Origin of the sequence: Streptomyces albipurpureus (genome assembly GCF_023701525.1) — a bacterium.
GTDB lineage: Bacteria > Actinomycetota > Actinomycetes > Streptomycetales > Streptomycetaceae > Streptomyces > Streptomyces albipurpureus.
The window spans coordinates 228,358-248,306 of sequence record NZ_JAMQAW010000010.1 but is presented as its reverse complement, the minus strand read 5'-3'; the positions used below and the strand labels follow the sequence as shown (position 1 = coordinate 248,306).

The following is a 19,949-nucleotide window of genomic DNA, read 5'->3' as shown; positions in this document are numbered from 1 at the left end:
CGCTGTGAGGGGCTGGATCGCGTGAACCGTTTGGGTGGCATGACCTCGCCGTACCTGCAGCACGCCGACAACCCGGTCGACTGGTCGCCCGAGGAGGCCCGGCGGCGGGACGTGCCCGTGCTGCTCAGCGTGGGGTATTCCAGCTGCCACTGGTGCCAGTGCACTCGTTGAACCCATAAGTGCCGACCAGGTATGACGCCATAAAGCGGCGCCATGAGCACCGACAGTGATGATCTTAACGCCAAGATCGACGCCTGGACGCAGGAGCAGCTTGCAGCCTCGCCTGATTGGTCCATGGAGGGGCGACCTGGCCTCGCAATGGGCGAGCAGGAGATGACCTGCCCGCCCATTGCCATTAGCTGGTCGCTTTCAGCCGCACAAGCCTCTTCGTGCCTGTCAGATGGGCGGTGATTGACAGGCGACCTCGTCCCGGACGCACCGTCCTTTACGTAGGAGCTGTTTGTGCGTTGTTGCTCTTCTAGCCTTGTCCCCGTAGATCAAGAGGGGGCGGGATGCCGAAGGTGTCTGAGAGTCGGCGCGTTGGGCGCATAGCCGTGAATGAGGTGCGTGGACTGCTGGAGCGCCACGGGCACATCGTGCAGGAGGTCGACGGCGGTAACGACCACGGTGAGGACTTGCACGTCACCTTCGTACAGAACGGCGAGCGAACCGCAGACTCCATGGCCGTACAGGTTAAAGGTGGGATCTCGACGCGTACCAGAAAGGGCCACCGCGTCCGAGTCGGGGATCACGGGGGCAACTGGCGCGACGGTAGTCTGCCAGTGCTCTGTGTAGTCCATGATCCTGAGCGGGGATGCCTTTTCTGGGCCAATGCGACCCGTCAGCTCCGCCGAGCCGACGCGCTGCGCAAGATGCTGAAATCTGTTGTTGTCTCACGGGAGTCCGTGCTGGACGACGGCACCATCGGGACTTTCGTGCAGAGCATGCGGAACTTGCTGGTGTGGGAACGTCAAGGGGTCGGCCGTTGGGCTGACATGGCGGACGTCGAGTTCACTCCGAACGACATCGTTAAGCCCTTCGAGAACGAGTATGGCGAACCCGTGATCTTCTGGCAGCAGCGTGGGAAGCCATTCGCAGTCCTGCTTCATCATGATCTCGACTGGGAGCCCGTGCGGGTTCAGGAGAGACTGCTCCGCTTTGATCCCATCCCGATGATCGGCAGTGTCATCCTCAACAGCGCGGAAGCGCACTGGCTCATGGGGTGCTTCAGATCCACGGAGTGGTGTCGCCGACCGGTCGAGCAGAGCGATCATGCCTGGCCCTGAGGTTCCTTGGAGCTGCCTACCTCTGACGTCGCGCCGGTCACTTCAATGTCTCAATGCAGGTGAGCCGAAGGGGAGCGCAGGGCCGATCGTGCCGAACCGCGCGTGGGGTGGTTACTCACGTCCGCAACTGCTCGGGCAAAGGCACGAAAGGTCAAGACCCGCTCGGGGGCACTTAGGCCGCGCAGCGCTGACAAGAAGCCGACGAGAAGGGTCAGCGGATAGATGGCGCGCTGGAGGGTGAGTGCACCAGCACAGATCACGGTAGACAGGAGTGCCACGGTCACGATGAGAATCCCTTCGGAGCGTCAGCGCACCGCCCGGTGCGCTGACGCTCATACAAGGCTGCGCGGTACCTGAACTCCAAGGCGCCTTGTGCGCCAGGGTGCTCGAAGTCCCTGGTCGGGCCGATAGTGTCCGGACTTCCGGTCCGGATGCCTACCGGGAGTTGTCTTCACACCTCACGTCCACATCAGGACCGAAAGGAGAGTGACGGCTGCCTGGTAGGACTCGACTCCCTTGTCGAAGCGGGGTGGTCGGCCGTCCTTGCTACCGCGCCGGAGCCGGTTGCGGATCTGGTCAGCCCGCTCGGGAACGGTGTGCGCGATGCCTCGGCGGCGCAGCCAGGTCCGGATGGCTCCGGAGGCGCGGCCCTTGTCGCTCCCGACCTCACCCATGGGCCCCTCTCGCCTCCATCACCGCGGTGAACCGCGTGCAGTCGTTGGTCCTCCCGCCCGTCACGACGAAGAGGGCTGACGGCCCAGCGCATCGCAAGGCAGGTGGATCTTGGTGGTCTTGTGTCCCGAACATGAAAGGGAGTTGGTAGTAGGACAGGTTCTGGAAATGGTGCTGTGCGAGAGATGAAGGTTTGACCCTTGGAGTCGCCCTGCGGGGGGAGGCTTCAAACCGCCTCATGCTGCGTTGGCTGAAAACCGTCGTGGTGAGCGATGAGGACCTGACACCGCAAGAGGTGTCAGGTGGGAACTGGAAAGGCGAACGCAAGTGAATCGCTGCTGACCGGTCGAAAAAGACAAAGGTGGCATCGAAACCGGGGGCCCAGGCGGCGGACACCGCGAGGGGTCGAGTACCGACGCGTGACCTGCTGGTGGACCGGCTCGTAGTAGTGATGAAGCCCCTGTAACGAGGGTGGAGTGAAGGGGCCAGGTCGTGAGATTTTCCCCGGCTACTCGGCAGTCCCCCGGGGAGCGGCCGAGTGCCAGGCCGTGGAGACCCTCTTTCGATTCCCGGCGGCATGCTGGTGAGCGTCTACGACGGTGGAGTTCACCGGACACCAGCCAGTTGATGTAGCCGACCGCGTCCTCCCCCTCTGAAGCGGCTGCTCGAAGGGGCCATCCTTGGCCTTCCGGCGGAGTGGTCCATGGCCTGTACCGCTTGGGCGCGTCCCGCCGTGCCGTACTGGTGGGAACGTCCAGGCGATCCCATTCGGGGCGTTCCGGTCGTCAAACCGCTTTCGACACCGCAGGTCCCGGGCAGCAGTTGCTGGGCGAACACCCACTCGCCATCGGACAGTTCATGTAGTTCATGGCGATGCAACGCCCGATCGTGATCCACCACTCAAGATCAGCATGTGGCAACGTGATCTAGAGGGATCACGTCAATGTGCGAATCCTCGGGACGGATCGCGAGGCAGCACGTTCTCGAACTCCTCGAACCACCCTTCGGGCCGCAAGTCTCCAATACCCATGTGTCGGTTGAGCGGGTCGTCGGGGTGCTCCAAGCCTTGCATCATCGGGTTGTAGAGGAAAAGCACATCATGGTCCTGAAAGAGTAGATCTGAACAAACGGGCCAGTCGTAGTCGCCCTGCTGATCGGGGAGTCCTTGGGCTAACTCAGCCACCAGATCCGGTTCATCACATGTCATTGCCGAAGCGCTCTCTAGAGCAAAGTGGAGCGCCAGTTCCTCCGCCGCGCAGCGTGGTTCAGGAGAGTGGCCGAGTGCGATGTCCTCGTTGAGATCATCCAGGGCTCTTAGCACCCTACGCCGCCAATGTCGTGGCTGGCCCCATGTGGAGGCCGGCAAGCGAGCGAAGAAGATCCCAAAGATGTTCGGGGAGATTGGCTGGTCACCCAGTTCATCCAACTCGTCGTGAGCCATATCGGCGAGGATCTCCAGGTTGCAGCTGAGGATGCGTGATGTGCGGGCTGTCATCCGCCACGGCTCTTCGTCTTCCTCATCCCCTTCGACGCTTGGGTCCCAGGTTTCCGAACCTAGCCCGTGGCCCATTTCGGGCCGGTAGATTCCCGGTTTACTGAAGGATGCGATTGCTAGCGCATCTCCGCCTTTTGCAGCGCGCACGTACCACTCATGGGCTTCGTCGTCTTGCCCGCGCCGCTGGGCGATCACACCCCGGAGTCGCATGGTAAGAGCATCTCCCTGAGCTGCGGCCCTCTCGTAGCTGGCCGCTGCTTCGTCCCATCGCCCTTCAATTTCGTGCAGGGCACCAAGGGCTCGGGCCTGCAATGGAGTTCCTGTCTCAGATACCGTCCGATACCACGAGGACCAGGTGTGTTCTGGCCGTCTTTCGCGCTGTACGAATCCAAGGTCGTGCATAGCGGCGTGGCCACCTCGGGCCGCCAGTGGAGAGAAGCAGCGCTCGGCGAGCACCAGGCGACCGAAGCGGAAGGCAGACCGTCCGACAGGTAGCAGCTCGCTACCGCCATTCGCGTGCGTGACCGCTGCCTCCCAAACCTCGTCAGGGATGGCCGCCGCTTCGAAGGCGCTGGCAATGGCGTCCACGAGGTAGTCGAATGGCCGCCAGGCTTCGGCGGTATCGGTAGCGACCAGCATTCCCGCTACACCGAACTGGATCTCGGTTGCCCACACCAGAGCCTGCTCGGGGCTCTCGGCTTGGAGACGGGAGGCGTCCCCGGCAGCGAGATAACATGCGGACAATGCCAGCAGGGTCTCAGCGGGCAGAGGAGTGGAGATGCCTGCTCGCGCAAGGTCAATCGCTGCCTGAACCAAGGCCGCGCCACGAGGGTGGCCTTTCGGCTGGCGTCGGGTCGTTTGGAATTCTTTGAGCAGCTTCGGTCCTGCTGCGAGGTATTCCGCGATGCCGTGAACGCCGTGGTGGCGGGCTGCGTCAGCCAGACGGCTATCGGAGTTTGGGTTTGCCAGGTGTGCGCGGAGCCTACTCATTTCCGTCTTGGACCACTGTCGGTCCAGTACGAGGGGCTCGATGAGGTTCAGGACCCGGGAGCCTAGGCGGCGCGCAGACGCCACGCCAGCTTCCATGCCTCGCAACGCGCGCTCACTGTAATTGCCGTACACCTCAGAACGCATGGTGGCCATGACCACAACCCGTTGCTCCAGGAGCGCGGACAACATGCCTTGATCGAGGCCGCCAGGGAGGAGGTAGCGGTCGAGGTCGTCCAGCCAGAGCACCCACTTTCGGTGACCGGGCCTCGGTCGGGATATATGCGATAGCACGGGGCTCAGGTCGCTTGCTGCAGGCGGGGCAATGATCCAGTGATCGGACAGTTCGCGTCGTACAGCCTCGAAGGCGCACCGTGATTTTCCGGCTGTGGACTCGCCGACTAGCAGGACGAGGCCACCGGTCTCCCTGGCTTCTACCAGTTGAGCCGAGACTGTGCTGTCCGCGTCCCGTGGTACGTAGGTCGGTAGTGGAGGAGCACCCTCAAGGCGACTCGTTCGGTGTACGCCCAGTTCCAGGGGCTCAGACTCAGCCACCGGGCGGATCGGGATCCGGACTGCGCCTACCGTGATGTGACGCGATTCTTCCTGTGCCGGAGTGGGAGTCTTGGCTCGCGCCGCGCGCAGTAGGCGATCCCAAACTGCAGGGTCGGCGAGTGCGGCAGGGAGGGCGATGCTTCGCTGCCGAGCCAAGATATCGACCGCACGGAGAAACTCTCGAAAGAGCTTGCTTGTCGGTATGTGCTTTCCGCTTCGCCAATCGCTGATGCGCTGCACGGACAGGGAAGTTCGCCCTAGGCGATCCCTGCTAGCAGAGCAGATGGCGGCTGGCTTAGGGGAGCCGGACGCGGCGAAAAGAGCCTCCAGGTGCTCCCGGAATTTCCGCTTTCCCTTGTGCTCGGCCATGAGGAAATGATTTTCCGGCGCCGTCAGACGGCTTCCAGGTCGACCGTGACGGAGAAGGGCGCGACAGCCTTGATCGCACCGGTGAACATCTCGCCGTCCCTGTACGCCTTGGTGGCGGGGTCCAGAACATAGGTGTAGACGATCGGGACGCCGGTGGCGGCTTGTTCGATCCGCCAGTAGAAGGGGATACCTGCCTTGGCGTACTGGTCCACCTTCACGATCCGGTCGGTGGTCTCCGAGCCGGGCGACACGACCTCGACGACCAGGAGTACGTGCTCGGGGCGGGTGGGCGTGAGATCGATGGTCTCCGCCTGATAGACGACGACGTCCGGACGGCGGTTGGTGAGTGGAACGTCCTGGAGGCGGACGTCGAAGTCCGTGTCGGCGTTCCAGTCCGAGCCCGCCGCTGCGTCCAGGGCATTCGCCAGGATTCGGGCGAGCCGGTTGTGCCGCTTGGACGCGCTTGGACTCACAACGACCATTCCATCCACGATCTCGATGCCGGCACACTGCTCCTCGGACCAGGAGTCGTACTGCTCCGCAGTGATGGGCGTATGCATCCACTCGGGTGCCACCATTTCGGCGGTCATGGTGTACCTCCTCCGAGGAGCCCCGGCAGTTCCAGCGCTGCTGCGCTCAGCCTACTGTTCTGTGGTGCAGGGGCGCCCGGATCCGGCACAGCGCGACGGCCTCCATCCCGCAGTGCGGAGCGCCGCCGTCATCTAGAGGCCAGGCCCTCAGCCGTACGCGCACCCGCACAGCTCGCTGGGCGGGACGCTCGCCCGCCCAGCCAACCGCCTCGATTGATTTCTCGTCCCAGGTGGGTTGACCAGTGGGAGGGTGTTGTCCAACACGCGATGCCCCTGAGTGCGGTTTGGCCAAGCGCAGCAGGGTCTGCGCGGGCTTCGTCGCAGGATTAGGGCATTGTGAGAGGCTGGATCGCGTGAACCGTTTGGGTGGCATGACCTCGCCGTACCTGCTTCAGCACGCCGACAACCCGGTCGACTGGTGGCCGTGGGCACCCGAGGCTTTCGAGGAAGCCCGGCAGCGCGACGTACCCGTACTGCTGTCGGTCGGATACTCCGCGTGCCACTGGTGCCATGTCATGGCTCATGAATCCTTCGAGGACGAGCCGACCGCCGCGTATCTGAATGAGCACTTCGTCGCCGTCAAGGTCGATCGCGAGGAGCGGCCGGATGTCGACGCGGTCTATATGGAGGCCGTGCAGGCAGCCACCGGGCAGGGCGGCTGGCCGATGACCGTCTTCCTCACCGCGGACGCCGAACCCTTCTACTTCGGTACGTACTTCCCGCCCGAGCCCCGTCACGGTATGGCGTCCTTCCGGCAGGTGCTCGAAGGGGTCTCGACGGCCTGGAAGGGCCGGCGGGAGGAGGTCGCCGAGGTTGCCCAGCGGATCACCCGTGATCTTGCCGAGCGTTCCTTTGCGCACGGCGGTGGGGGAGCCCCCGGTGAGGAGCAGTTGGCGCAGGCGCTGCTCACGCTCACGCGTGACTATGACGAACGGCGGGGCGGCTTCGGGGGCGCCCCCAAGTTCCCGCCGTCGATGGTGCTTGAGTTCCTGCTGCGCCACCATGCCCGTACCGGTGCGGAAGGCGCGTTGGAGATGGCCGCCGACACCTGTGAGGCGATGGCGCGCGGCGGTATCTACGATCAACTCGGCGGAGGTTTCGCGCGCTATGCGGTGGACCGCGAGTGGGTGGTGCCGCACTTCGAGAAGATGCTCTACGACAACGCCCTGCTCTGCCGGGTGTACGCCCACCTCTGGCGCGCCACCGGTTCGGAGTTGGCGCGCAGGGTCGCGTTGGAGACCGCCGACTTCATGGTCCGTGAACTGCGCACGGCGGAGGGCGGGTTCGCCTCGGCGCTCGATGCCGACAGCGATGACGGCGAGGGCCGTACGGCCGAGGGCGCGTTCTACGCGTGGACCCCGGCACAACTGCGCGGTGTGCTGGGCGATCAGGACGGCCAGCGCGCGATCGAGCTGTACGGAGTGACGGAGGGCGGCACCTTCGAGGAGGGCGCTTCGGTGCTCCAACTCCCTGGTGAGGAGGTCGATCCCCAGATCCGCAGCCGCCTGCTCGCGGCTCGGGAGGAGCGCCCGCGCCCGGAGCGGGACGACAAGGTGGTGGCCGCTTGGAACGGTCTTGCCATCGCCGCCCTCGCCGAGGTCGGGGCGTACTTCGACCGTCCGGACCTCATCGAGCGCGCCACGGAGGCGGCCGATCTGCTGGTGCGCCTCCACATGGACCCCCACGCCCGGCTCTCCCGTACCTCTCGCGACGGGCGGGTGGGAACCAACGCGGGGGTGTTGGAGGACTACGCGGATGTCGCCGAGGGCTTCCTCGCGCTGGCCGGGGTGACGGGGGAGGGGGTGTGGCTGGAGTTCGCCGGGTTCCTGCTGGACATCGTCCTCGATCAGTTCATGGGCGAGAACGGCACGCTGTACGACACGGCACATGACGCTGAGCGGCTGATCCGCCGCCCGCAGGACCCGACGGACAACGCGACCCCGTCGGGGTGGACGGCGGCGGCGGGTGCGCTGCTGTCCTACGCGGCCCACACCGGCTCCACGGCCCATCGCACGGCGGCCGAGGAAGCCCTTGGTGTGGTGAAGGCCCTGGCTCCCAAGGCCCCCCGCTTCATCGGCTGGGGCCTCGCGGTGGCGGAGGCGCACCTCGACGGCCCGCGCGAGGTCGCCGTGGTGGGCCCGGCGGGTGACCCGCTGGCACGGGAACTGCACCGTACGGCCGTACTGAGCCGGGCCCCGGGAGCAGTGGTGGCCTGGGGCGAGCCGGACGGTGATGAGTTCCCGCTGCTGAAGGACCGTCCCCTGGTGAAGGAGGCGGCGGCGGCGTATGTGTGCCGGGGCTTCGTCTGCCGGATGCCGGTGACAACGAGCGAGGACCTGGAACGGGAGCTGCTGCCCTAGCCGGTCACCACGGCGTGAACCGACCAGGACGGCCCGGACCGGAGGCGGCGGGTGGTGGTCGCCCCGGCCTTCCGGCTCCGGGCCCTCCCGCTCCGGGATTCCTGGCCTACCGTCGCAAGCCGCTCCGTAGCGTCAGCAGAGCCCGGTCCGTGAGCTCCGTCAGATCCTCGCGGTGTCCGCCCTCGGCCCAGTACAGCATCGCTTCGCGCAGCGTCCCCAGGACCGCCGCCACGAACGCCCGTACCACCAGGTCGTCGTGGGGGCGGTCGGCGCGGTCCGCCAGAGCGCGGACCAGGACCCCCGAGGTGGTGGCCATCGTCTCCGTCATCCGGGCCCGGACGGCGGGGACGCCCACCATCAGACGGGTGCGCTGGACGAGTTCGTCGTACTCCTCGGCGACGGCCGCCGCCAGTCCCTGCCCGATCACCTCGCGGATGGAGTCCAGCGGGTCCTCGTCGATCGGTCGGGCCCGCAGTTGCTTTTCGAGGACCGGGTCGTACTCATCGGTGAGGACGATGTCCTCCTTGACCGGGAAGTAGCGGAACACCGTGGACGGCGACACCTCCGCCGCCTCCGCGATCTGCTCGACCGTGGTCCCCTCGTACCCCTGCTCCGCGATCAGTCGATAGGTCTCTTTGCGGATGGCCAGCCGGGTCTTCAACTTCTTGCGCTCACGCAGGCCCATCGGCGGCTGGAGTGACTCGGCGACCGAGTTGCCCTGGTGGGGCTGCGGGGAGGTGTGTGCGGTGGCGGCCATGGGGTTCATTGTGGTGCATGGGCGGTCTCAGCCGCGCTGCTCCCCTGAGCCTCGGTCTCGGGCTCTCGCCGTGGCAGGAGCGCGCCCATCAGCAGGGCGGTGAGCAGCGCGACCGCCCCGCACACCAGGAGGGCGCTCGTCATCCCGTGGAGGAAGGCGGAGTCGGCGGCTTCGGCGAGTGCCGGATCGCCCAGCCGCTCGGCGACGACATGGGCGGCCACCACCGACTCCTCGGCCGTGGCCGCTGCCTCGGGCGGCAGACCGGAAGTCTCCAACCGGTCCACGTACACCGAGGCGAGCAGCGCTCCGAGCAGCGCGATGCCGATGGCGTTGCCCATCTGCCGGACGGTCATCAGCAGTGCCGATCCACTGCCCGCCCGGGCAGCGGGCAGTGCCGCGATCGCCGCGTCCATCGCGGGCACCACCGCGAAACCGAAACCGAGCCCCATGATCGAGAGCCAGAGGGCGGTGAAGCCGTAACCGTGGTCAAGGGTGGTGCGGCTGCCGAGGAGAGCGGCGAACGCGAGCACCACCAAGCCCGTGGTGATCAACACCCGCCGTCCCGCGCGTCGGGCGAGCGGGGCGCCGCACTGGGCGGCGATGACCAGGCCGCCCATCATCGGCAGCAGGCGTATGCCGGTTTCCAGCGGGTCGTACCCGAGGACGGTCTGGAGGTGGATGGGGACGGTGAAGAGCAGACCGGCCATCACCAGCATCACCATCGTCGTGGTGAGGGTGGGAAGCAGAAAGGCGCGGTCGCCGAGCAGGGAGAGATCGAGCATGGGCCGGGTGGCGCGGCGTTCGCGCAGGATGAGCGCGCTGACCAGAACGGCGCCCGCGGTGAGCATGGCGAGCACCCAGGGATCGGTCCAGCCGCGGGTGGGCCCCTCGATGACGCCGTAGACCAGGGATCCGAGTCCACCGGCCGTCAGCGCGGCGGAGACGGTGTCCACCGGGGGTGCGGCACTGTCGCGGCTCTCGGGCAGCAGCAGCGCACAGGCGGTCATGCCGATCGCGGCCATCGGGATGTTGATGAGGAAGATCGAGCCCCACCAGAAGTGTTCGAGCAGCCAGCCGCCGGCGATGGGTCCGAGCGGCAACCCGAGCGCGGAAGCGGCGGAGACGAGTCCGACGGCCCTGGTGCGGTCGCCCGGTGAGCTGAAGAGCGACGGTATGACGGCGAGGCTGAGGGGCATCACCAGCGCACCGCCCGCGCCCATCAGGGCACGCGCGGCGATGACCGTGCCGACATCCGGGGCGAGCGAGCCGATGACGGAGCCCACCAGGAAGAGGCCCAGGCCGGCTATGAGCAGTCGGCGTCGGCCGAAACGGTCGCCGAGGAGTCCCCCGGGGAGCATCAGGGCCGCGAAGACGACCACATAGGCGTCGGCCATCCACTGCTGTTCTCCCGTGGAGGCTCCCAGTTCGGCGGCCAGGGTGGGCAGGGCGACATTGAGGATGGTGAGGTCAAAGCCGAGTACGAGCAGGCTCGCGACCAGGGCGCCGAGCGCCCACCAGCGGCTGGACATAGCAATCCGCCCTCACTTGAGAGTTACTGTCGAATGACAGTAACTCTCAAAAGAGGTTTGAGGTCAAGAAAAAGGGCCGTGGCGGTCGCCGCCACGGCCAGCAGGGTGAGGGAGGGGTGTCAGTGCTGATAGGCCACCAACGAAATGCCGACGTAGTGCACGACGAACGCCGCCAGTGTCAGCGAGTGGAAGACCTCATGGAACCCGAACCAGCGCGGTGACGGGTTCGGGCGCTTTATCCCGTAGACCACTCCGCCGGCGCTGTAGAGCAGCCCGCCGACGATCACGCAGACGAGTACGGCGATCCCCCCGGTCCGCATGAAGTCGGGCAGGAAGAAGACGGCGGCCCAGCCCATCGCGATATAGCAGGGGGTGTAGAGCCATCGGGGCGCGCCGACCCACAGCACCCGGAAGGCGATACCCGCCGCTGCCGCTGCCCAGATGGCCCACAGAAGGGGCCGAGCGGTGGAATCGGGGAGCAGGAGCATCGTGAGCGGGGTATAGGTGCCAGCGATGATCAGAAAGATATTCGCGTGGTCGAGCCTGCGCAGGATGGCCTCGCCGCGCGGCCCCCAGTTGCCGCGGTGGTACAGCGCGCTCACGCCGAACAGCAGGCAGGCGGTCAGTACGTAGATCGCGCAGGCCATCCGGGCGCGGGGGGAGCCGGCGAAGGCCGTGAGCGCGAGTCCCGCGATGACCACGGCCGGGAACATTCCGGCATGAATCCAGCCGCGCATTCTCGGTTTGACGGGAGGCGGCTCTATCTCGGTCACTTCGGGCGCGGCGGAGCTCGCGGCAGAGGTCATGCTCTGGATGGTACCTACGGAACCGTAAGTCCCACACAAGTGCCGGGATTGCCGCCCTCCAGGTCGTGACCAGCGCTTATCCGACCTTTATGGCGACGATAAGCGGTCCATACGCGTATCGGTCCGGGCGCGGCGGCGGTCCGACCTGAGTGGTGATGCTCACGTGAGATGCCCTCTGGACATATGGGCACCAGCCATCGATGATCAGATGAGTGCGGTCGGCACCGGATGAGCGGCTACGAAGCATCCGGGTCGCAGCCCCCACGGGGCAACAACCTTCAAACCCTCATTTAGGAGCGACCGTGGCGCGCGACATCGCGGCTCCCACCATCCCCACTCACCACCGCGAGCTGATCTCCTGGGTCGATGAGATCGCAGCGATCACCGAGCCGGACAACGTGGTCTGGTGCGACGGATCCGAAGCTGAGTACGAGCGCCTGTGCGGGGAGCTCGTCGCCAAGGGCACGTTCAGGAAGCTGGACCCGATCAAGCGTCCGAACTCCTACCTCGCCGCGTCCGACCCGACTGATGTCGCCCGGGTCGAGGACCGCACCTTCATCTGCTCCGAGAAGGAAGCGGACGCGGGCCCGACCAACAACTGGCGGGCCCCCGCTGAGATGCGGGACATCTTCACCGGTGAGCAGGGCATCTTCCGCGGCTCGATGCGCGGCCGCACGATGTACGTCGTTCCGTTCTGCATGGGACCGGTCGGCTCGCCCCTGTCCGCGATCGGCGTTGAGATCACCGACTCCGCCTATGTCGCCGTCGCCATGCGCACCATGACCCGGATGGGCCAGGCCGTCCTGGACGAGCTGGGCGCGGACGGGTTCTTCGTCAAGGCGGTCCACACCCTGGGCGCCCCCCTGGCCGAGGGCCAGGAGGACGTTCCGTGGCCCTGCAACTCCACCAAGTGGATCTCCCACTTCCCCGAGAGCCGCGAGATCTGGTCCTACGGCTCCGGCTACGGCGGCAACGCGCTGCTCGGCAAGAAGTGCTACGCCCTGCGCATCGCCTCCGTCATGGCCCGGGACGAGGGCTGGCTCGCCGAGCACATGCTGATCCTCAAGCTCACTCCGCCCAAGGGCGAGGCCGCGGCCGCCAAGTACGTGGCCGCCGCGTTCCCCTCCGCCTGCGGGAAGACCAACCTCGCCATGCTGGAGCCCACGATCCCCGGCTGGACCGTGGAGACCATCGGCGATGACATCGCCTGGATGCGGTTCGGCGAGGACGGCAAGCTGTACGCGATCAACCCCGAGGCCGGCTTCTTCGGTGTCGCACCCGGCACCGGCGAGCACACCAACGCCAACGCCATGAAGACCCTCTGGGGCAACACCGTCTTCACCAATGTCGCGCTCACCGACGACAACGACATCTGGTGGGAGGGCATGACGGAGGAGACTCCCGCCCACCTCACGGACTGGAAGGGCAACGACTGGAGCCCCGAGTCCCCGACCCCGGCCGCCCACCCCAACGCCCGTTTCACCGTGCCCGCGGCCCAGTGCCCGACGGTTGCCCCCGAGTGGGAGGACCCCAAGGGCGTGCCGATCTCGGCGATCCTCTTCGGTGGCCGTCGCGCCAGCGCGGTTCCGCTGGTCACCGAGTCCTTCAGCTGGCAGCACGGCGTCTTCCTGGGCGCCAATGTGGCGAGTGAGAAGACCGCCGCCGCCGAAGGCAAGGTCGGCGAGCTGCGCCGCGACCCGTTCGCGATGCTCCCGTTCTGCGGCTACAACATGGGCGACTACATGGCCCACTGGCTCAAGGTCGGTCAGACCGTCACCGAGCAGGGCGCGGAAGAGGCGCTACCGAAGATCTACTACGTCAACTGGTTCCGCAAGAACGACGCCGGCAAGTTCGTCTGGCCCGGTTTCGGCGAGAACAGCCGGGTACTGAAGTGGATCGTGGAGCGCCTGGACGGCAAGGCCGAAGGCGTCCAGACGCCCATCGGCATTCTGCCGACCGCCGAGGCACTGGACACCGACGGTCTGAAGCTGGCCGCCGATGAGCTCGACTTCCTGCTGAAGGTGGACACCGAGGTCTGGCGCGAGGAAGCCGCGCTGATCCCCGAGCACCTCAACACCTTTGGTGACCACACACCCAAGGGGCTGTGGGACGAGTACCACGCGCTGGTCGCCCGACTGGGCTGACCACCCGCCGCGCCGCCCAGGGAATGCGGGCGGCGCGGTAGGAGAAGCGCCGAGAATGTCGCGGCAGGCCAACCGGCATCCGCCCTGACCTGTGGGGTCAACCCGGCCTGCCACGTCAGGGGCCTGAGTTGGTGATCAGGCCGACCTCAGCCGCCGGATCGCCAGAACGGGCCCTGTGCTCCCGGAAGCCCCCTCACGGCCTCCGGGAGCTTGCCCGTTCTCCAGGGCAGCGCTGCCCGCCGTATGCGGCTTCCCCTGGGGACATACCGATTCCCCAGGGGGCATTCCCCTGGGGCCGTACCGAGAGATTCAGCCAGCCGCGCCATGGAGTCGCCCGGCCGGGCCCTCTCCACGCGCTACGGCCAGGCGAGGGCGAGAACATCCGTGGCACCCGGTCCACAGGCCTCCCCGGCTCGTGGACCGGGGCCGTCAGCGGGCGCCGACCAGACGCGGAGCGTCCAGGGCGGCGCTGTGGGCGTCCATGCGCTCGGCGGCGAGGATGGCGACCGTCGTATCGGCGCGGGAAGCGGCGACCACCAGCACCCGACCTGCCAGCGCGTGGGCGCGCCGGTGCAGGGCCTGGGCGTCCCCCGTACCCAGGTCGGTGCGGCGCACGGGTGCCGAGCCGCGGAGCCGGGTGATCTGCGCGGCGATCTGTTCGGCCGGCTGCTTGAGGGCCAGCTCATCGGTGACCGCCAGCAACGCGGAGAGATGACCGGCGAGCTGGATGTCCAACTCCTCGTCGCGGCTCCGGTGGGGATAGCCATCGGAGACGGGGGTGGAGTGGACGGATTTGGTGCGGATCGGCTCGTACATGGGGGTGGCCTCCTGCTCACTTCCGAGAGACCATCCTAGCTTAGATTGTGTCTAAAGTTGAGCCGGGTCGGAGCCTCTGGCGCATAGTCGTCGACCTCCGCCCATAATTCGCCCATCTCTTCGCGGTTCACGCTGATCGATGCGCCCTTACCGCCTCTGACCTGCGCCGGCGCACTTCCTCTCGGGCCGCTCACCGGTACCCGAATCCCTCGGACGGCGGGCCCGGGCGCGCCTCAGAGGGCCCTCGTGGGTGACTGCCGCGCGGAGCTCCTCCTCGGCGGCGCACCGGCCCGGGAGGGCTCGATCTCCCTCGCCCGCGGCTGATCCCCTACATCGCGGTACCCCAGGGGATGGCGCGATGTGTGCGGGAAACGCCCTCCGCCCAGGAGGGCGTTTCCCCGCGGTGCGTCGGCTCAGGGCTGGCCGTAGCCGTCCAGGAACGTTCCGATCCTGGTGACGGCATCCGCGAGCTCTGGGGCCGCGGGCAGGGTCACGATCCTGAAGTGATCAGGGTCCGGCCAGTTGAACCCGGTGCCATGGACGACCATGATCTTCTCGGCCCGCAGCAGATCAAGCACCATCTGCCGATCGTCCTTGATCTTGTAGACCTTGGGATCGAGCCGTGGGAAGAGGTAGAGCGCACCCTTGGGCTTGACGCAGGTCACCCCGGGGATCTGGGTGACCAGGTCATACGCGATGTTCCGCTGCTCCAGGATGCGGCCGCCGGGCAGTACGAGGTCTTCGATGGACTGCCGCCCCCCGAGCGCCGACGCCACCGCGTGCTGGGAGGGCATATTGGCGCACAGCCGCATATTGGCGAGGATCGTCAGCCCCTCGATATAGGACGCGGCATGCCCCTTGGGCCCGCAGACCGCCATCCAACCGGTGCGATATCCAGCCACCCGGTAGTTCTTCGAGAGACCGTTGAACGTGAGTACGAGGAGATCGGGGGCGATTGCGGCGGTGGGGGTGTGCGTTGCCCCGTCGTAAAGGATCTTGTCGTAGATCTCATCGGAGCAGATGACCAACTGATGCCGACGGGCGAGTTCGGTCAGACCCCGCAGCATCTCGTCGTCGTAGACGGCCCCGGTCGGGTTGTTGGGGTTGATGATCACGATCGCGCGGGTGCGGTCGGTGATCTTCCGCTCGATATCGGCGAGGTCGGGCATCCAGTCGGACTGCTCGTCGCACCGGTAGTGCACGGCGGTGCCACCGGCGAGCGATACCGAGGCGGTCCACAGGGGATAGTCCGGGGCCGGTACGAGCACCTCGTCGCCGTCGTCGAGCAGCGCCTGCATCGACATCTGGATCAGCTCGGAGACACCATTGCCGAGATAGACGTCCTCGACGTCCAGCTCGATGCCTTTGGTCTGGTAATGCTGCATCACCGCGCGCCGCGCGGACAGCAGCCCTTTTGCATCGCCATATCCATGGGCGTTGCTGAGGTTGCGGAGAATGTCCTCCAGGATCTCGGGCGGGCATTCGAACCCGAAGGCTGCCGGGTTGCCGGTGTTGAGCTTGAGGATGCGGTGCCCTGCTGCCTCCAGCCGCATTGCCTCCTCAAGTACCGGACCTCGGATCTCGTAACAGACATTCGCGAGCTTCGTCGACTGGATCACCTGCATGACCGTGAGCTTACGGGCGGGTTTCGGCGCTCGCTTCGTGTTTTCCACCCGCTCGGGCGCGACGGGAATGTCCTCTTTGGCGCTTCATTTGGCGGGAGCCCCATACGTCCTTGGAAAGCGTTCCCCGGATGCGGCCGGCGCCTGCGGTTTGCGCCTTCGTACTCCGTGGGCGGGTGGCGAATGTTGCGCTCGTCACCTCCTCCGTATGGAGGTCAAAGGAGCAGTCGCCGCAAGGCGAAAACCCCGTAAGGGGCAGAAAGCCACCGCCCCGTCCGCTCGAAGGAGGCGGACGGGGCGGCTGTTCAGTCAGTCGGGCTCTGGGGGATCAGCTCTGGGGGCGAGCGGTTCAGACGCATTCCTTCCAGGCGAGCCGGTAGATGGTGTCGATGGCGCCGTCGGTGGAGTCCATCGTCATGAAGCTGGTGGTCTTCGTCCGGTCGGAGAGCCCGGGGCTCACCCGCAGTTCGGTGTTGACGTTGAAATTGCGCTTCACGCCACAGGGAGCCCAGACCATCTGGCCCCACTCGGTGGTGTTGGTGGCCTGCCAGTTGTCGTTCAGCGGCCCGCGGAAGTTGTGGGTTCTGCTGGCGGTCAGCGGGGAGCCCTGGAAGTAGTACGAGGCCTTCTGCGTACCGATGGCGGTGGGCTCCAGGCTGGCGAAGCCTCGGTGGTCGGTGCTCGCGATGGCGTAGGTGAAGCCCTGCGGCACATGGACGACCAGGCTGAGCTGGCAGTTCTTCCGGAAGTCGGTCGGCGAGGCGCCCACTCCGACCTTGGCGAGGTAGTCGCTGTAGGTCACGGTGAAGGCGGTGTTGTCCTCGGAGACGGCGACGGCCGCGGTGCCCGGATGACAGCCGGAACCATTGATGGTCGCGATGTCTATGGTGATTTTCTCCGGGGGCGGAGCAAAGCTAGTCGTCTTCGCCGAGGCGTTCGTGGCGCCGAGCAAGGACGCGACGATAGCGGCCGCCGCGCCACCCGCCAGAAGTACACGAGACATGATTCTCCGATCGATGGAAATGAGAATTCTTTCATCCGGAAAAGCCCATGACCGGGCAGGGTCATGTCAACTCCGCAGTAAATCTCGCCGTTCCCTGTAGAGCCGGATAGGCGGAATGCTAGGTACCGGAGAGTGGAGTTGCCAGAGGGTTAGGCACTCTGGTCGATCCCGGCTATGAGTTGGCGTAAAACAGCCCCGGGGTATGCATTCGCATACCCCGGGGCCAGTGCGCACTGACTAATTGTCAGCAATTCCCTACTGACTAATTGTCCGTAACGCCGACGGAAAGTAATCAGTCGTTCACGCAGGCGTTGCCGAAGGCCGGGTTCAGCAGCCCGATCACGTTGATCGAGTTACCGCAGACGTTGACGGGCACGTGAACGGGGATCTGAATCAGGTTGCCGGACAGGACGCCAGGCGAACCGACCGCGGCACCGTGGGCTCCGGCGTCGGCCATGGCCGGGGCGGCAGAGCCCAGCGCCATGATGAGGCCCGCGACGACGGCAGCAGCCTTCTTGTGCTTCATGTCATTGATCCTTTCAGCGGTGGTGCTGTACGCAGCCGCGACCCTCGCGCTGCGTCGACAGTTTCCTGTGCATGAGCGCCCCCGCAGATTTAGTAACGATCAGATTCCCGCCAGGAAACCGCCATATGGCCGCTAGTTCGAAAAGTCACTCGTATGCCGCACCATAATTTTTCCGATCGGTGGCCTATTACTGCAAGTGATAACGGAAAGTAAAGCGGTAGGGTTTGCCGGGTGTGATTTTCGAGAGTGCCGGTGGCTCTCGACAACAGAAAACGAGTGTGCCCCCGAACGCATCGCGCTCAGGGGCACACTCGGTTCGGCGCTTAGTTGTTGCCCGCGCCGTTGCCCGAGAGGATCGGGATGTTGCTGAGGATGTGCGAGAGCGGCTCGTCGCCCTTGGCCTGGGTCGAGTTCTCGGTGCACTGCTGGTTCTGCGGGGCCGAGAGGATCGAGACGTCCTGGACGGCGATCGGGATAAGGCCGATGAGCGAACCGACGTTGGCCTTCGCGGGCAGGGCGATGCAGGGCTTGTTGAGCGAGCCCTGAACGAGGGCGAGCTGCGGGCTCATGTCGCCGTGGGTGGCGGAGTTGCCGTAGGTCTGCGAGGCGCCGTTGCCGCTGAAGGAGGTGGTGCCGCCGTCGTTGCCGATGGCCAGGGCCGGGGAGGCCATCGCCGCACCGGCGCCCACCATCGAAGCGGTGACCGCTGCGGTAGCCAGAATCTTCTTGATCACTTGATGTCCCTTTTCGCTATGAACGATCGATCGTGGAGCAGACTGATCAACTGTTCTCCACCGGTTTGGTTCCGCCCGTTCACTCGAATGCGGCATGGCTACCGATGGTGATGACGTACGGAATATCAGCGGAGGGTCATATAAACGGACTCTCCACTGGCTGGGCGGACCGCCGGGTGTCTCCGTACGCGCCATGCCAACAGGAGGCACGACTGCCCCACGACGCAATGCGCCGCCGGCTGGAGGCCTACACACGGAGCAGATCCATGGGCGATCCGCCCGCTCAATTCAAGCACCGCACACAAGAGGGAATGCCACTCCTTCACCCGTCTGCGGAATGAATCCAGCACGGTATTTACAAAGCAAAAGCAAAGGTCCATAAACAGCGCAAGCACCCCGGCGCCAAGGGAGCAGGGGTGCTTGTGTGCTGGTACAGCCGCCGTCTCCGAAAGGTGGGAGCGCCAGGGTGCCTACCGGAGGCGGTGCTGGGGTCAGCCGTTGGCGACGCCGTTGCCCGAGAGGATCGGGATGTTGCTGAGGATGTGCGAGAGCGGCTCGTCGCCCTTGGCCTGGGTCGAGTTCTCGGTGCACTGCTGGTTCTGCGGGGCCGAGAGGATCGGGATGTCCTGGACGGCGATCGGGATGGCGCCGATCAGGGAGCCGACGTTGGCCTTGAGCGGCAGACCGATGCAGGGCTTGTTGAGCGAGCCCTGGACGAGGCCGAGCTGCGGGCTCAGGTCACCGTACGTCTCGGAGTTGCCGTACGACTGGGAAGAGCCGTTGCCGCTGACCGAGGTCGTGCCCTGGTGGTCCCCGATGGCCATAGCCTGCGGTGCCATCGCTGCGCCCGCGCCCGCCACGGAGAGGGTGACCGCCGCGGTCGCCATAACCTTCTTGAACATGTTCAGTCCTTCTGTTTCGTGGATGCCCGCTGCTGGAGCGTCCTGAGCAACTACGCCCCCCGGTGATTGGTTCTCCCGATTCACTCCAATGGCCCCGTGGACCCGATGTGAGTGGTTCATCGGATCAATCGGCCAAATGGAGGTACTGGCGATGTCGCCCGTGTCATCTCCTGAAGACAACCGTTTCGATCTATGCGAGCCCGTCCGCAGGGCAGAACATCGAACAGAAGGTGCTATTTCCCATGAAGACTGCCAAGAAGGCCGCCGTGGTCCTGGCCACTGCCGGTATGGCCGCCGGTGCCGCCGCTGGTACCGCGTTCGCCGACAGCTCGGCCCACGGTGCAGCCGTCGGCTCGCCGGGTGTTCTCTCCGGCAACCTGGTCCAGGTCCCGGTCAACATTCCGGTGAACCTCACGGGCAACACGATCAACATCGTCGGCCTGCTGAACCCGGCCTTCGGTAACACCTCGGTGAACGACTGACGTTCCCGACTCGCCACACCCGAGGTGGTGTCACCGGCACTCGTCGGTGACACCACCTTTCTGTGTCCGACCCCCTCTGTGACCTCCCCTTACTGCGTCCGACCCCTCTGTGTGTCGAAGGCGTTGTGTCGACCGCGTTGGATCGAGCTCTCCGCGTCGGATCTTCCGCGTCCGATCTTCCGCGTCCGATTCTTCTGTGTCGGATGGCGAGTCTCGGGTGTCTGGGGTGGCGCGGACACCCGGGCGGGCCGGGGGCGCGCTGCGTCGTGGGAGCCGCGGCAACGGCATACGGGGAGGGGGCGGCATACGATGCC

17 protein-coding genes and 1 pseudogene are annotated in these 19,949 nt (G+C 65.9%); 6 read left to right on the top strand and 12 right to left on the bottom strand.

Annotated elements, in window-relative coordinates; all coding sequences use genetic code 11:
• Positions 1-21: 21 nt before the first annotated feature.
• From NBG84_RS13140 to NBG84_RS13130, 3 genes and pseudogenes are all read left to right on the top strand, one after another.
• A pseudogene (locus tag NBG84_RS13140) lies at positions 22-156 on the top strand (DUF255 domain-containing protein); the annotation flags it as partial.
• Between the two features lie 57 nt (positions 157-213).
• The gene (locus tag NBG84_RS13135) at positions 214-411 is read left to right on the top strand and encodes a hypothetical protein (RefSeq protein WP_250919566.1); all 198 of its coding nucleotides are present in this window, start codon (positions 214-216) and stop codon (positions 409-411) included.
• A 101-nt stretch (positions 412-512) separates the two neighbouring features.
• A complete protein-coding gene (locus tag NBG84_RS13130) occupies positions 513-1,286 on the top strand; it encodes a DUF4365 domain-containing protein (RefSeq protein WP_250919565.1) in 774 nt (257 codons plus the stop codon).
• A gap of 458 nt (positions 1,287-1,744) precedes the next feature.
• Here NBG84_RS13130 and NBG84_RS41520 read toward each other — a convergent pair whose 3' ends face one another.
• The 3 genes from NBG84_RS41520 to NBG84_RS13115 all read right to left on the bottom strand — a co-directional run bounded on the left by NBG84_RS41520 (position 1,745) and on the right by NBG84_RS13115 (position 5,954).
• Positions 1,745-1,960, bottom strand: a complete 216-nt coding sequence (locus NBG84_RS41520) for a hypothetical protein (protein WP_425608628.1) — start codon at positions 1,958-1,960, stop codon at positions 1,745-1,747.
• A gap of 938 nt (positions 1,961-2,898) precedes the next feature.
• Positions 2,899-4,689 carry a hypothetical protein gene (locus NBG84_RS13120; RefSeq protein ID WP_250919564.1) on the bottom strand — a complete coding sequence of 597 codons (1,791 nt, stop codon included), beginning with the start codon at positions 4,687-4,689 and terminating at the stop codon, positions 2,899-2,901.
• Between the two features lie 698 nt (positions 4,690-5,387).
• Positions 5,388-5,954, bottom strand: coding sequence for a Uma2 family endonuclease (locus NBG84_RS13115; RefSeq protein WP_250919563.1), 567 nt, complete (start codon positions 5,952-5,954; stop codon positions 5,388-5,390).
• Between the two features lie 353 nt (positions 5,955-6,307).
• Here NBG84_RS13115 and NBG84_RS13110 point away from each other — a divergent pair, with 353 nt between their 5' ends.
• Positions 6,308-8,314, top strand: coding sequence for a thioredoxin domain-containing protein (locus tag NBG84_RS13110; RefSeq protein ID WP_308312051.1), 2,007 nt, complete (start codon positions 6,308-6,310; stop codon positions 8,312-8,314).
• A 106-nt stretch (positions 8,315-8,420) separates the two neighbouring features.
• Here the strand turns inward: NBG84_RS13110 and NBG84_RS13105 are convergent, their stop codons facing one another.
• The 3 genes from NBG84_RS13105 to trhA form a co-directional block, all read right to left on the bottom strand.
• Positions 8,421-9,071, bottom strand: a complete 651-nt coding sequence (locus tag NBG84_RS13105) for a TetR/AcrR family transcriptional regulator (RefSeq protein WP_425608627.1) — start codon at positions 9,069-9,071, stop codon at positions 8,421-8,423.
• 5 nt (positions 9,072-9,076) lie between these two features.
• The gene (locus NBG84_RS13100) at positions 9,077-10,600 is read right to left on the bottom strand and encodes a DHA2 family efflux MFS transporter permease subunit (RefSeq protein ID WP_250919561.1); all 1,524 of its coding nucleotides are present in this window, start codon (positions 10,598-10,600) and stop codon (positions 9,077-9,079) included.
• 119 nt (positions 10,601-10,719) lie between these two features.
• On the bottom strand, positions 10,720-11,406 hold the full coding sequence (gene trhA, locus NBG84_RS13095) for a PAQR family membrane homeostasis protein TrhA (protein ID WP_250919560.1): 687 nt from the start codon (positions 11,404-11,406) through the stop codon (positions 10,720-10,722).
• A gap of 302 nt (positions 11,407-11,708) precedes the next feature.
• On the opposite strand from trhA, the gene NBG84_RS13090 reads away from it, so the two are divergent.
• Positions 11,709-13,550, top strand: a complete 1,842-nt coding sequence (locus NBG84_RS13090; protein WP_250919559.1) for a phosphoenolpyruvate carboxykinase (GTP) — start codon at positions 11,709-11,711, stop codon at positions 13,548-13,550.
• A gap of 429 nt (positions 13,551-13,979) precedes the next feature.
• Here NBG84_RS13090 and NBG84_RS13085 read toward each other — a convergent pair whose 3' ends face one another.
• The 6 genes from NBG84_RS13085 to NBG84_RS13060 all read right to left on the bottom strand — a co-directional run bounded on the left by NBG84_RS13085 (position 13,980) and on the right by NBG84_RS13060 (position 19,153).
• Positions 13,980-14,366: an SCO4983 family protein gene (locus NBG84_RS13085; RefSeq protein ID WP_250919558.1), complete on the bottom strand. Its 387-nt coding sequence runs from the start codon at positions 14,364-14,366 to the stop codon at positions 13,980-13,982.
• A gap of 413 nt (positions 14,367-14,779) precedes the next feature.
• Positions 14,780-15,991 carry a pyridoxal phosphate-dependent aminotransferase gene (locus NBG84_RS13080; protein WP_250919557.1) on the bottom strand — a complete coding sequence of 404 codons (1,212 nt, stop codon included), beginning with the start codon at positions 15,989-15,991 and terminating at the stop codon, positions 14,780-14,782.
• Positions 15,992-16,337: 346 nt separating this feature from the next.
• Entirely contained in the window at positions 16,338-16,991 is a 654-nt protein-coding gene (locus NBG84_RS13075; RefSeq protein ID WP_250919556.1) for a DUF4360 domain-containing protein, read from the bottom strand.
• 292 nt (positions 16,992-17,283) lie between these two features.
• Positions 17,284-17,517 carry a chaplin ChpD gene (gene chpD, locus NBG84_RS13070; protein ID WP_250919555.1) on the bottom strand — a complete coding sequence of 78 codons (234 nt, stop codon included), beginning with the start codon at positions 17,515-17,517 and terminating at the stop codon, positions 17,284-17,286.
• A gap of 323 nt (positions 17,518-17,840) precedes the next feature.
• Positions 17,841-18,251: a rodlin gene (locus NBG84_RS13065; RefSeq protein WP_250919554.1), complete on the bottom strand. Its 411-nt coding sequence runs from the start codon at positions 18,249-18,251 to the stop codon at positions 17,841-17,843.
• Between the two features lie 491 nt (positions 18,252-18,742).
• Positions 18,743-19,153 carry a rodlin gene (locus tag NBG84_RS13060; RefSeq protein ID WP_250919553.1) on the bottom strand — a complete coding sequence of 137 codons (411 nt, stop codon included), beginning with the start codon at positions 19,151-19,153 and terminating at the stop codon, positions 18,743-18,745.
• Positions 19,154-19,395: 242 nt separating this feature from the next.
• Between NBG84_RS13060 and NBG84_RS13055 the strand changes: the two genes are divergently transcribed.
• Positions 19,396-19,635, top strand: coding sequence for a chaplin (locus tag NBG84_RS13055; protein WP_250919552.1), 240 nt, complete (start codon positions 19,396-19,398; stop codon positions 19,633-19,635).
• Positions 19,636-19,949: the final 314 nt, after the last annotated feature.

Excerpts from the sequence above, each read along its gene's own strand:
- NBG84_RS13135 (WP_250919566.1), top strand. The coding sequence starts at position 214 with ATGAGCACCGACAGTGATGATCTTAACGCCAAGATCGACGCCTGGACG.
- NBG84_RS13130 (WP_250919565.1), top strand. The coding sequence starts at position 513 with ATGCCGAAGGTGTCTGAGAGTCGGCGCGTTGGGCGCATAGCCGTGAAT.
- NBG84_RS41520 (WP_425608628.1), bottom strand. The coding sequence starts at position 1,960 with ATGGGTGAGGTCGGGAGCGACAAGGGCCGCGCCTCCGGAGCCATCCGG.
- NBG84_RS13115 (WP_250919563.1), bottom strand. The coding sequence starts at position 5,954 with ATGACCGCCGAAATGGTGGCACCCGAGTGGATGCATACGCCCATCACT.
- NBG84_RS13105 (WP_425608627.1), bottom strand. The coding sequence starts at position 9,071 with ATGGCCGCCACCGCACACACCTCCCCGCAGCCCCACCAGGGCAACTCG.
- NBG84_RS13100 (WP_250919561.1), bottom strand. The coding sequence starts at position 10,600 with ATGTCCAGCCGCTGGTGGGCGCTCGGCGCCCTGGTCGCGAGCCTGCTC.
- trhA (WP_250919560.1), bottom strand. The coding sequence starts at position 11,406 with ATGACCTCTGCCGCGAGCTCCGCCGCGCCCGAAGTGACCGAGATAGAG.
- NBG84_RS13085 (WP_250919558.1), bottom strand. The coding sequence starts at position 14,366 with ATGTACGAGCCGATCCGCACCAAATCCGTCCACTCCACCCCCGTCTCC.
- NBG84_RS13080 (WP_250919557.1), bottom strand. The coding sequence starts at position 15,991 with ATGCAGGTGATCCAGTCGACGAAGCTCGCGAATGTCTGTTACGAGATC.
- NBG84_RS13075 (WP_250919556.1), bottom strand. The coding sequence starts at position 16,991 with ATGTCTCGTGTACTTCTGGCGGGTGGCGCGGCGGCCGCTATCGTCGCG.
- chpD (WP_250919555.1), bottom strand. The coding sequence starts at position 17,517 with ATGAAGCACAAGAAGGCTGCTGCCGTCGTCGCGGGCCTCATCATGGCG.
- NBG84_RS13060 (WP_250919553.1), bottom strand. The coding sequence starts at position 19,153 with ATGTTCAAGAAGGTTATGGCGACCGCGGCGGTCACCCTCTCCGTGGCG.
- NBG84_RS13055 (WP_250919552.1), top strand. The coding sequence starts at position 19,396 with ATGAAGACTGCCAAGAAGGCCGCCGTGGTCCTGGCCACTGCCGGTATG.